General features: G+C 43.9%; 10 protein-coding genes. 4 read left to right on the top strand and 6 right to left on the bottom strand.

Going from position 1 to position 12403, the window contains the following annotated elements:
* Positions 1 to 199: 199 nt before the first annotated feature.
* Together HNQ56_RS19935 and HNQ56_RS19930 are read left to right on the top strand one after the other, a co-directional pair.
* On the top strand, positions 200 to 1120 hold the full coding sequence (locus tag HNQ56_RS19935) for a choloylglycine hydrolase family protein (RefSeq protein ID WP_429149763.1): 921 nt from the start codon (positions 200 to 202) through the stop codon (positions 1118 to 1120).
* A gap of 310 nt (positions 1121 to 1430) precedes the next feature.
* Positions 1431 to 2519 carry a ComEC/Rec2 family competence protein gene (locus tag HNQ56_RS19930; RefSeq protein ID WP_429149760.1) on the top strand — a complete coding sequence of 363 codons (1089 nt, stop codon included), beginning with the start codon at positions 1431 to 1433 and terminating at the stop codon, positions 2517 to 2519.
* A gap of 59 nt (positions 2520 to 2578) precedes the next feature.
* Here the strand turns inward: HNQ56_RS19930 and HNQ56_RS19925 are convergent, their stop codons facing one another.
* Positions 2579 to 2806 carry a hypothetical protein gene (locus tag HNQ56_RS19925; RefSeq protein WP_429149758.1) on the bottom strand — a complete coding sequence of 76 codons (228 nt, stop codon included), beginning with the start codon at positions 2804 to 2806 and terminating at the stop codon, positions 2579 to 2581.
* A gap of 373 nt (positions 2807 to 3179) precedes the next feature.
* Between HNQ56_RS19925 and HNQ56_RS19920 the strand changes: the two genes are divergently transcribed.
* Positions 3180 to 3809 (top strand): superoxide dismutase, encoded by a 630-nt coding sequence (locus tag HNQ56_RS19920; RefSeq protein WP_429149755.1) that lies wholly within the window; start codon positions 3180 to 3182, stop codon positions 3807 to 3809.
* 91 nt (positions 3810 to 3900) lie between these two features.
* Here the strand turns inward: HNQ56_RS19920 and HNQ56_RS19915 are convergent, their stop codons facing one another.
* Positions 3901 to 4206 carry a DUF2339 domain-containing protein gene (locus HNQ56_RS19915; protein ID WP_429149753.1) on the bottom strand — a complete coding sequence of 102 codons (306 nt, stop codon included), beginning with the start codon at positions 4204 to 4206 and terminating at the stop codon, positions 3901 to 3903.
* Here HNQ56_RS19915 and HNQ56_RS19910 point away from each other — a divergent pair.
* The gene (locus tag HNQ56_RS19910) at positions 4098 to 4346 is read left to right on the top strand and encodes a Fic family protein (protein ID WP_429149799.1); all 249 of its coding nucleotides are present in this window, start codon (positions 4098 to 4100) and stop codon (positions 4344 to 4346) included. The genes HNQ56_RS19915 and HNQ56_RS19910 overlap by 109 nt on opposite strands.
* 62 nt (positions 4347 to 4408) lie before the next feature.
* On the opposite strand, the gene HNQ56_RS19905 is transcribed toward HNQ56_RS19910, so the two are convergent.
* The 4 genes from HNQ56_RS19905 to HNQ56_RS19890 form a co-directional block, all read right to left on the bottom strand.
* Positions 4409 to 5161 (bottom strand): XAC2610-related protein, encoded by a 753-nt coding sequence (locus HNQ56_RS19905; protein ID WP_429149750.1) that lies wholly within the window; start codon positions 5159 to 5161, stop codon positions 4409 to 4411.
* A gap of 258 nt (positions 5162 to 5419) precedes the next feature.
* Positions 5420 to 7321 carry an ABC transporter ATP-binding protein gene (locus tag HNQ56_RS19900; protein ID WP_429149796.1) on the bottom strand — a complete coding sequence of 634 codons (1902 nt, stop codon included), beginning with the start codon at positions 7319 to 7321 and terminating at the stop codon, positions 5420 to 5422.
* Complete coding sequence (locus HNQ56_RS19895) at positions 7311 to 9050, bottom strand: ABC transporter ATP-binding protein (protein WP_429149748.1); 1740 nt, start codon at positions 9048 to 9050, stop codon at positions 7311 to 7313. The genes HNQ56_RS19900 and HNQ56_RS19895 overlap by 11 nt, the downstream gene beginning before the upstream one ends.
* Before the next feature lie 198 nt (positions 9051 to 9248).
* Positions 9249 to 12377 carry a PEP/pyruvate-binding domain-containing protein gene (locus HNQ56_RS19890; protein WP_429149746.1) on the bottom strand — a complete coding sequence of 1043 codons (3129 nt, stop codon included), beginning with the start codon at positions 12375 to 12377 and terminating at the stop codon, positions 9249 to 9251.
* Between the last annotated feature and the right edge of the window lie 26 nt (positions 12378 to 12403).

Below are 12403 nucleotides of genomic sequence, written 5' to 3'. Positions count from 1 at the left end.
GGAACATGTTTTATGTTCCTGTAATACACATTATGAGAATAACTGCACTGCATTGTACACCTCGATTACAGGAACATGTTTTATGTTCCTGTAATACACATTATGAGAATAACTGCACTGCATTGTACACCTCGATTACAGGAACATGTTTTATGTTCCTGTAATATATTATATAAACAGCATTCCGGAGGTAGTCCGTATGTGTACTGCAATGACTCTGCAATCTCAGTCCGGAGAGCAATTCTTCGGCCGTACCATGGATTTCTCACATGATATTATACCCCGTCCTTATATCGTCCCCAGCTCTTATCAATGGAACAGCAGCTTGAACATTAATAATGTTTTCCAAGATTCCTACCGATTTATCGGCCTGGGTCAGGAACTGGATGGAATCCTTGGTTTTTTTGATGGTGTCAATGAGAAAGGCTTTGCCGCAGCGGTCCTGTACTTTGCCGGATATGCCCGTTATGGCACAATGCCCGCCGGCAAGGGTACCGAAGCAGTGGCATCCATTGATTTTCTCCACTACATCCTGGGCAGATGCGCTTCTGTAGAGGAATTATCCCAACTGGTAAACCATACCTCCATCATCGGTATTCCCGATCCGGTCACCCATACCATAGCACCGCTGCACTGGATTGCCACCGACAGAAGCGGAGCATGTGCGGTAATTGAACCAACAGAAAAAGGTCTGGAATTAATCAACAATCCTATTGGCGTTATGTCCAATAGCCCTGATTTCCGATGGCATATAACTAATTTGAGAAACTATATGGGAGCGGTTCCGACACAGACAGAGAAGGTTTTCTGGAATAATGCCCAGTTAACCCCCTTCGGCCAAGCCGGGGGAACGTTTCCCCTTCCGGGCGGCTTTACCTCTCCGGAACGTTTTGTGCGGACCGCTTATCTGAAGGCACATATCCCTGTGCCGAAGGACAGCCGGGAGGCAATTACCGCATGCTTTCATATCATGGAAAGTGTCTCCATCCCAAAAGGAGCGGTAATAACCAGCCAGGATGCTTATGACTATACAAAATATACGGCATTTATGAATACCAATACCTGTGAATACTTTTATAAAACCTATGATGATCTGTACATCACTTCTGTCAGCCTCTGACATGCGGAAACAGAAACTCATACACAGAAAGGATATTATTCCTCCAAAAGCTTAGCAATACTCTTTTCAAAAGCAGCCGTGATATCATAAAGTGTCATTTTCATTCTCCTTTGAAAAAATCATATTTTAAGCAATTTAATTGTATCACGCATATATATCACCGTCAATAGTTCTTCTTTTACACACAATGATGCTTTTCTGGCTGCTTGTATGTATGATATAATGAAAGCGGAATGAGCATGATGCGAGCTTGCTCAAAATCATGTGATTGGAAAATATCAATGAAACATATCATACAAGGAGATTCACAATGAATAGAAATAAAAGAAACAAAGCAGTAATTCTTCTTCCCCTAATTGGAATTGTAACCCTATTATTTATAGCAGTATGGATTCTGATACGCCCTGCTGCTTCCGATAATAATATACAGCCAACGGGCACTCCGAGTATTTCTCCAACCAATGCCTCTCCCACCCCTTCCGGCACTCCCCCGGCTATCTCTCCTACTGCAATCCTTACCCTTGCTCCCACTCCTTCGGAGGTTGCCGCAAGCAATACACCTTCCCCCACAGCAAGCCCGGTCGTCCGGCTTCACTTTATTGATGTCGAACAGGGGGATTCCATTCTGATCGAGGATAATGACCGCTTCATGCTCATCGATGCAGGTTTAAATGAAAAAGGAAATACCGTTACAAAATATTTAAAAAAGCTGGGAGTAGAAAGACTGGATTATGTGATTGGCACTCATCCGCACAACGATCATATCGGAGGCCTTGATACCGTTATGAATGCCTTTGATGTAGATCATGTACTCCTGCCGGACGTTTCCATTGATTCCGAGAATTACAAAGATGTGCTGGACGTAATTGCGGATAAGGAGCTTACTATTATTAGACCTGTGGTTGGGGATAACTATACTCTCGGCAATGCATCCTTTGTCATCATCTCTCCCAATTCATCCGGCTATGAATCCTTGAATGATTATAGCATCGGAATAAAACTTACTTACGGAAATACTTCCTTCCTGCTGGCAGGTGATGCCCAGACTGTTTCAGAAGCCGAAATGTTGGAAAACGGCATTGATTTATCCGCCGACGTACTAAAGCTCAGTCACCATGGCTCTTCTACCAGCAGCACAATTAATTTTCTGGATAAGGTTAATCCGAACTACGCTGTGATCAGTGTTGGAAAAGGAAACAAATATGAGCATCCCCATTCCTTGACCATGCAGGTTATGAAGGACCGGGCTATTCATCTGTACCGGACTGACGAACAGGGCAGCATTGTCTTCACCACAGACGGCACCTCCATATCGGTTAATGCGGAGCCCTATGTAATCACTTCTTCCGACACGACTTCTGACGAAGCAGAAAAAGCTGCAATAGCAAAAGGATATTAAAAAAATAAGGCCTCCCATGACAGAATAAATCATGGAAGGCCTTATCTGATGGCCGATTTTTACAATCTTGACGCAAAATGATCCATTGCTTCTTTTATTTCATTTACCGTTTCCGGTTTAACTACTGCATAAAACTTAGGCATGATTTCCTGAAAATATGCCATATCAAAGGTTCCCGCGGCCTGCCGTGCAAAGCTATCCTCCAGCAAAGACTTTGCCTCTTCCTTCTTGTCGTCCCTTGCCCGCTCCATAAAAAAATGATAAAACATCTCCTGTCCCGGATTCATATAGCAACACTCCTTCCATCTTTTTAATTTCTATCATAACTATTCTCTTCAAAAACCTTTATATTATTATATCTTTCATTCAAGCAGCATATCACCTTAATTCGCTGCTGCACATCAGGCACCGACTTCAGGTTACCATGATCATTGTGCGCTCCACTAGCCAGCCTGATCAAAAATCCAATTGCCCATTTGACCCAGGGAAAACATAGTCACATTTTACAAATGATATTGATTTTCATTATTATTATTTGTCAGATATATAGAAAGTTCAATATTTTACAATTAAATTGTAAACAATGCTTTCTTTTTTCAGATATCTATTGTATAATTCATATATGCACCAAACAAATATTATCTTAAAGGAGCGATACTTATGTTTAAACAAATCGAATTAAAATATAATTTCAATGAACTGGAGCCCCATATTGACGAGCTTACGATGGTTACCCATTATACCAAGCATCACGCTGCCTACACTGCAAATCTGAACGCTGCTGTTGATAAGCACCCAGAATTGTCTCATAAATCCATTGAAGATCTATTGAACAATTTGGATCAGCTGCCGGATGAGGCATCAAGAACAGCCGTAAGAAATAACGGCGGCGGATATTATAACCATAATTTGTACTTCTCCACTCTTTCACCGAAGGGCTCGCAAAAGCCGGAAGGAGAGCTGTTAAAACAGATTGAAGCTGATTTCGGAAGCTTTGACAGCCTGAAAGAGAAATTAAATAATGCGGCGGCGGCCAGATTCGGTTCCGGCTGGGCCTGGCTATCAGCCAATCAATCCGGCAAGCTGCAGGTAACCTCCAGCCCTAACCAGGATAATCCCCTTATGGAAAGCCACGGCGAATGGACCCCCATCCTCGGTATCGATGTATGGGAGCATGCATACTATCTGAAGTATAAGAATCTGCGCCTTGACTATGTTAACGCATTATATGCCGTGCTGGACTGGGATCAGATCGCTGATCTTTATAAAAAAATTAAAGCAGGAGCATAACGGTCCTGCGATCTTCCAAAAACAGTACTCCTGGGGCACGAAAAATGTCCCAGGAGCTTTTTATGTATCCATTTTTTAATGCATCCATTCTTTATGAGTAATTCTCACTCAGTTTGTTATAAATAAAGCTGATCAAAAAGCACAGGCCGCCTCCTGCTATCAATGCAAGAACCCGGGTAATCGAATTCTCCTGGTTCAGATCCACAACGATGAATCTCGCCACCATTATAATAGTCAATATCAGTCCACACAGCCTTATGCCCTTATTTCTAAGCTTAAAGCCCACCGATATGCTTCCTATCGCTACAATCCACAGGAGATGTCCGGAAAGACATACACATTTTATGCCAGGAGCCCCGCACCAGGGACGAGATCTCGAGATTGATCCGAATGACACAATATTATGCAATGCAGACCTATGTATACCCCTTGGTAGAAGAAAACCTGCTGAATATGACAATCCCGGATAAGCCCAAGAGCCGCAGTCAGAAGTTTGTTACAACGCCTAAAGGATTGTCAGAGATAAAGGCATTTTAGGATGATTGCTTAGAAACACCCCTGTGAGATTCCGACTGCTCACAGGGGTATTCCACAAAGCATTATTTTACTTCCTGCCATTCACCATTTATAAGCTCATAGGTTTCTGTAATTACCTCGCTTCCGCCGTAAGTTTCCACAACGCGTTTCACAGCTTGCAGACTTCCGCTCTCATCATACTGATAATACTCCGTAAGATACTGTGCTCCATCTCTGCTTTTGGAAAGCAGCTGATGATTCTCCTCATCCAACTCAGCACCGGTCAGGCAAAAAGAATATACAAACTGTTCCTGCTCTTCATTCCAAAGCCAGTAATAATAAGGAAGGTTATTATTTGTAATCCAGCTCATCAGACCTATATCCTGAGAGCTGTCAAAGTTCATGTCAACCGTTGTCAGCGATCCATCCGGTGTAAAGGCCTCTGTATAGCCGCCAAAGCTATCCCCATCCACACCCTGTTCATTCCACTCGGCTGAAATTGCCTCCTGTATTGAAATGGTCTGAATAAGATTGCTGCCGTCAAAGACTTCTATTTTTCCAATACCATATAGGTTTACTTCTTCCCTTAGCTTCCTTCCGTGCAGGTTTAAGGTAAGCGCTCTGTCATCCTCCACAGAGATTGGATAGGACAAAACATAATCCTTCAAGTCTTCTGGCTCTTGATTCTCAAGAGGCATTGTCACACTGGGTTGGAGTGGGGCCCCTGTAGGGTTCCTTTCTTCCATCAAACTGCCTTCCACCACTGTATCTGCATTTTTACAGGCAGCGAGGATGCAGATGTATATTAAGCAGCACACCATGATCATTTTCTTCATTTTTATACTCATGCCTTTCTCATTGTATTATTTCTCAATATAATATTGAGCTAAGGATACCATATCTTACCTGTACCTACAATAAAAATCAAAATATTATCTGAAATCCAAAACCATGTTCATGTTATCCGGGTTCTATACAAAAGAAGAAACTGGGAGCATTTACTGTCCCCCAGTTAAAATTTATTATCTATTATCTAAACTCAGCTATATAAAATCTTCTTACGAAATCCACAATAGTTTCTTACGTTTAACCATCTATTCTAATTCAAACGCTCCGGTATATAATTGATAATACTTCCCTTTCTGTGCGATCAGCTCATTATGATTGCCCCGTTCTACAATATGGCCGTTTTCCAATACCATAATCACATCCGAGTTTTTAACCGTGGAAAGTCTGTGAGCGATTACAAATACCGTACGCCCTTTCATCAGCGCATCCATTCCCCGCTGTACAATGGCTTCCGTACGGGTATCAATGGAAGAAGTCGCTTCATCCAGTATCATAACCGGAGGGTCCGCAACCGCCGCCCGGGCGATGGCTAAGAGCTGCCTCTGTCCCTGGGAGATATTAGCGCCGTTTCCCGTAAGAGGGGTCTCATATCCCATGGGCAAACGGGTGATAAAATCATGGGCTCCTGCCAGTTTCGCCGCTTCCACACATTCATCATCACTTGCCGTAAGATTCCCGTACCGGATATTATCCATAACAGTTCCCGTAAAAAGATTAGTATCCTGCAGAACGATTCCTAAAGAACGGCGAAGGTCTGCTTTTTTAATCTTATTAATATTAATGCCGTCATAACGGATCTTACCGTCCGCAATATCGTAGAAGCGGTTAATCAGATTAGTGATTGTGGTCTTACCGGCACCCGTCGCCCCTACGAAAGCGATTTTCTGGCCCGGCTCTGCAAACAGGTTGATATTATGAAGTATGGTCTTGTCCTCTGTATATCCAAAGTCCACATCCGCCAATCTCACATCCCCGGTCAGCTTCGTATAAGTTACTGTTCCATCCTTGTGAGGATGCTTCCATGCCCATATATTGGTACGCTCCTCATGCTCTATCAATTTGCCGTCTGCTTCCTCTACATTCACTAAAGTAACATAGCCTTCATCCACCTCCGGCTCTTCATCAATTAAACTGAAGATACGGGAGGCTCCGGCAAGACCCATAATAACCGAATTGATCTGATGGGACACCTGATTGATATTGCCTGCAAACTGCCTGGTCATATTTAAGAAAGGTACTAAAATGCTGATTCCGAATGCCATGCCGGAGATACTGAAGTTTTTAGCCCCGGTTAACAGCAGGCTGCCGCCCACAATGGCTACAATAACATATAAAATATTGCCCACATTATTTAAGATAGGGCCCAAGGTGTTGGCATACCGGTTCGCTGTCCTGGCATCTTCAAAGAGATCATCATTTATTTTATCAAAATCATGCTTGCTCTCCTCTTCGTGGTTAAATACCTTGACCACCTTCTGACCATTCATCATTTCTTCCACATAGCCTTCCAGCTTGCCGATCATCCTCTGCTGACGGATAAAATATTTCGCAGAACCGCCGCCTACCTTTTTCGTGATATTAACCATCACAAAGACGCCCACAACCACCACCAGGGTCATCCATATGCTGAAGTACAGCATAATACTGAATACCGTCAGCACCATGACAGAGGAAGACAGAATCTGAGGAATACTCTGGGAGATTAGCTGGCGCAAGGTATCAATATCATTAGTATAGTAACTCATGACATCCCCATGGTTATTGGTATCAAAATATTTCACCGGCAGATTCTGCATACCGGAGAACATTTTAATACGGAGCTTTTTCAGCGCCCCCTGTGTCATCACCGCCATCATACGGTTATAGGCAAAGGACACTCCAAGGGAGATGATATAGCAGGCCGCCAGGAAGCTTACCAGCCCTAAGATACGCCCGGAAACCGCCCCCCAGTCACCTGTCTTGTAACTCTTTTCTACTTCGGCAATGATGTTCTGCGTAAAAATTGCAGGAAGGGCGGATACCACTGCATTAAATATAATCGCAGCCACGATAACAGGAAATAAAACAGGGTAAAATTCAAGCAATGTTTTCAACAGGCGCTTTAATACTCCCTTTTTATTAACCTGATTGTGATTTTTATTGTTCATCATCTTCACCCGCCTTGTTCTGTGATACATAAACTTCTCTGTAAATTTCATTGCCCGCAAGAAGCTCCTTGTGAGTTCCGATGGCATTCACCGTACCGCCGTCCATAACAATAATGCGGTCCGCGTCTTCTACCGATGCGGTTCTCTGTGCAATGATAATCTTCGTTGTCTGAGGAATGAACTCCTTCAATGCCTTCCTGATCAGGGAGTCTGTCTTTGTATCCACGGCACTGGTAGAGTCATCCAAAATAAGTATTTTCGGTTTTTTCAGAAGGGCTCTTGCAATACAAAGACGCTGTCTCTGTCCGCCCGAAACATTGGAGCCGCCCTGTTCGATGTGGGTATCATACTGTTCCGGGAAGCTCATAATAAAATCATGAGCCTGTGCCAGCCTGCAAGCCTCTATCAATTCTTCGTCGGTGGCTTCCTTGTTGCCCCAGCGGAGATTCTCCTTGATGGTACCGGAGAACAGCACGTTTTTTTGCAGCACCACAGATACCTGGTCACGAAGACTTTCCAAATCGTACTCCCTGACATCCGTTCCACCCACTCTGACCACACCCTCCGTCGTATCATAAAGTCGGGGAATCAGCTGGATCAGGGAAGATTTAGAGGATCCTGTACCTCCTATGATGCCAATGGTCTCCCCTGATTTAATATGAATATTGATGTTCTGCAAGGCCATTCGCTCTGCTTTTGCAGCATATTTAAAGCTTACCCTTTCAAATTCGATGGAGCCGTCCTTTACCTTCTTGATCGAACCATCCTTTAAGGAGCTTTCCTCTGTCAATACTTCCACAATACGGTGAGCGGACTCGCTGGCAATGGTTATCATAACAAATACCATGGACAGCATCATTAAACTGCTTAAAATCTGAAAGCTGTAGGTTAACAAGCTGGAATACTGTCCCACGTCAAGGTCAAGCCCTCTTGATGTAATAATGGTATAAGAGCCGAAGGACATAACGAAGATCGTTACGGTATAAAGGCAGAATTGCATTAACGGATTGTTAAAAGCCAAAATCTTCTCCGCCTTTGTAAAATCATTGGCAACATCCGCAGCAGCCGCTTCAAATTTCTTCTTTTCATATTCTTCTCTTACATAGGATTTTACCACTCTCATCCCTTTTACATTCTCTTGGATGGAATTGTTCAAGGTATCGTATTTTTTGAATACCCGTTTGAATAAAGGCATTACGGTTTTAATAACAAGGGCCAGCCCAATCCCCAGAACAGGAATCACAAATAAAAATATAAATGCCATCTTCCCACCCATTACAAAGGCCATGGTAAAGGAAAAGACCAGCATCAGCGGAAATCTTACCGCGGTACGGATAATCATCATGTAGGCATTCTGAACATTGGATACATCCGTGGTCAGCCTGGTTACTAAGGATGAGGTGGAAAAGTTATCGATATTTTCAAAGGAATAGGTTTGTATCTTATAAAAGATATCCTTTCTCAAGTTCCTGCCAAACCCGGAGGACGCCGTCGCACAGGCATTTCCCGCCAGAACGCCAAAGGTAAGGGAAAGAGCCGCTAATACTACCAGGACTAACCCGTACCATAAAATCACACGCAGCTCGCACCCCGCTTTAATCTCATTCACCAGCAAAGCAATAATAAAAGGAATGGTAACCTCTATTAACACTTCAAATGCAATTAGAACAGGGGTCATAATGGATGCCTTTTTAAATTCCCGTATACTCTTAGCAAGTACCTTATACATGGATCGATTCATCTCCTTTATATGTTTCCGGCATCAAATACATAAATGAAAGAAAGCAAAAAAGCGTAAGTAGATTGTAAAATCCGGGCTTACGCAAAAGAATAGCTTAAGATGCCACTTCATGCTATTTTACTATATAAACTTTTATATTTCAATAAGAATATCCTACAGAAATTGACCAGAAATTGGCTATTCTCCTTAATCCCTGATGCGAAGGGGAAAAGCAGGGTCATAAACAGAATTTATTTTTAAGGCATAAGAAGTTTTATCCGCAATGTCCTGATCCGTGACATAATGAATATCCAAAAGCCCATTGGACTGATATCCGGTTTTCAAATAATTCATTTGCGATAAAGCCATGCTCCAGCCCTCAAGCCAGTTAGCAAGCTGCTCCTTCTGCGCATCGTTGCCGTCAAAATGAAGAATCAGATCAATATCACTATTGCATCTGGCCGAACAGTTATTGGTACTTCCAAAGAGATAGATGCCCTTTACTCCATAAGCATGCATATCCATTCCCGCGGCTACCTGTTCCGCCATATAATGGCGCCATTTCCAGCCATAGTCTTCCTTATTATCTTCTATGCCCTCTGCTCCAGCCTGCTCAAATCCGGATATCTGCGCAGACCTGGAAGGGGAATCGAGATAGGCTATGGCTTTTTCCAGATCCGCATTCATTAAGACCACCAGCTCTTTATCGGAACAGGCTTCCTCTACCTGGATGACCCGAATCACACGGCTTAAATGGGCGTAGGACGGAAGCATCTCCTCCAGGAAATTTTTCTTATTGGAAAAGAAGGATTTATTAAAAATAATATGCTTATCTTCCGGATACAAGGGAAGGTACTTAATATTTTCTTCCACCAGATCCTGAAAAAAATGCGTACCAAAGGAAAGCTCCGGCTGGAACCTTGATTCCTTTGCTGCAATTTCAATGAGCATGGCTGTATTATTGATATCCGAGTAGGCAACAGGTACTCCCAGCTTAATGTCGCCGCGGCTCCCCCAGCGTCCCGGCCCCATTAAAATAAAGCTTTTCCGGGGAAGGATGCTGTTCAGATGGCTGACCGCATATGCCACATTCACTAAATCCTCCCGCTTCTCCAGCGCCGAGTATTGTGCCGGGTCCACATAGATTACCGTCTTGATCCCGGTAACCTTTCCGTTGGAAATAAACTTATCTGCCGTAAAAACTGTCTTATGGTAAGAAATGTCGGGAGGAATAGCAACGGGCTTATTATCATAATTCCTGCTTTGGGGACGGCATTGCAGCAGGTAAAGACTGTCGCCGTCACTGGCAAACTCGATGTCTACGGGATACCCCAGCTTCTCCTTCAGCAGAACCAGGACGGACTGGATCTGCTTTATCATGGAGGTGTTTCGGATCAGATGGTCAAAGGTGATGACCAGCTCGTCCGATTTGAAATTCGCCGTGAGAGAATTCACGCCAACCAGAATGTCCTCCTTCCTTATAGAAGCGACATAATTAATATGAGGTATCTGATTTCCGTATTCCTTGATCACCTGAGCAATGGGGAGGGTTAGAAAACGGTTATTTTCCACATCCAACACATCCATCTTCTGGGGTGAATACCTGACCAGATCTTCAGCCGAATGATTTACCGGAAGGTTTGGCTGTCCCGGAGAAATCAGAATCGGATAATCATCTCCAATTCGATCCACCGCTCTGGTTCCCAGCCCCATGACCATCCGCAGCAGCCCATCCTCCCTCTTGATTCTGGGGGACCAGCGAAGCTCATTATTGCTAAAGGCAACCCCGGCATAGAGGGGGAAGAAATAAGGCCCTACCCTGGTTCCCGCCACCTCCTGGATCATAATGCCCATATGCTCGGAACAGTCGATTAAATTGCGCTCCTTCCGGTATTGGATGGAATCCGGGTTAAACAAGGACGCATAGACCTCCAGGATGCTTTCCGCCAGCTGCTGAAGTCTCTGGGCCTTTGTACCTGTGTTGGTGATAAAAAGGCTTTTATATTTCCCGGAAAAGGAAGTGTCCACCTGATCCTCCAATACACTGGAGGATCGGACAATCAGAGGCTTCCCCTCGCAGCTGTCCAGTATTTGTCCCAGCTCGTTTAAAATGTAAGAGGAAAACTTAGAATTCTTCATCATTTGAATAATCCGTGGGTAGCTGGTCCGTATCTCAAGAATATCCCGGTATTTATGCTCGTTCAGTTCATCCAGGCCGTTCCGCTCAATGAGATTGGATAACTCATCGGAGGTAATATACCAGGTCTTAGGAGCCTTGATCTTGGAAAACTCCGGATTATCCTTACTATGGGCGGATATAATCTGATTGGCAATAAAGAAGCCCGTGCCCTTGCCTCCTATTTTTCCGATGCTTTTGGGAGAACAGACCACATTATCAAGAAGATTGCAGAGTGCTTCGATGGATATGTATTTTTGCGCATTGGCCACCATGGTTGGTTTATCGGTGAGAAATCTCTGTATTAATTCCACCGTCAGCCATCGTTTCGTAGCCTCACTCACCATTTCATTGCCTTTGACGGCATTCATATACTGGGACAGCGCATGGGTAATATCCTTTAAATCCGCATCCTTCTTATCGATTTTTTTAATAAGCTCATAGGTTTTCCCCTGATAAATCCATAAGCTGATGTAATTATAAATCGACGCATCTTCCAGACAGGAGCCGGCATAGCAAAACAGAAGCTGGCTCAATCGGGTAACGTCAAAGGCAGGCAGGGTTTCCAGAGGGAAATTAATCTCACCCTGGATTCTGTATTTCTTCCAGTCCATCCGGTCAAAAATATCGTCCACCAGACTGGGACTGGTTGCGGCAAGGAGGGCAAGCATCTTTTCACACACATAGAGGAGCATATCCCGGTTTGTATTCTGCAGCAAGGTGATAATGGCTTCCCAATCCCCGCGAAACCGGTTCTTCGGCTGAAAGTTTACCTTAAAAAGCCTCTCCGCAATGCGGTTGGCAATGGTATCTAACAGCTTCTGTTCTTCCGGAAGAAAGATACGCTCTTTATTATGGAAGATATGCTTCGGATACATTGCCTTAATCCATCCCCGGGTTACTCCGTTGAGCACAATTTCGGACTGCAGGGTATCGCCGTCTGCCATGACGGGCTTCGCCGCATACATCTGACCATCCAGCATAATGTATACCGAGCAGTCCTTATAGTCATGAAAGCCCACCGAGGTTACTTCCGCGATTTTAAATAAACTGTCCGAAAGGGAAGGGGCGGCCAGAGCTTCATCCACCAGGTAGAAACATTCCAGCTCCTTGGCTCTTTCTACCAGAACATCCATGTCTTGATCCTTAAATCGATTCATCTCCATTACCCCTTCACTTAAGAATA

The organism is Anaerotaenia torta (assembly GCF_050433395.1).
In the GTDB taxonomy this organism is placed as follows: domain Bacteria; phylum Bacillota; class Clostridia; order Lachnospirales; family Lachnospiraceae; genus Mobilitalea; species Mobilitalea torta.
The sequence above is the reverse complement of the archived record's forward strand: the minus strand, read 5'-3'. Positions and strand labels throughout refer to the sequence as shown.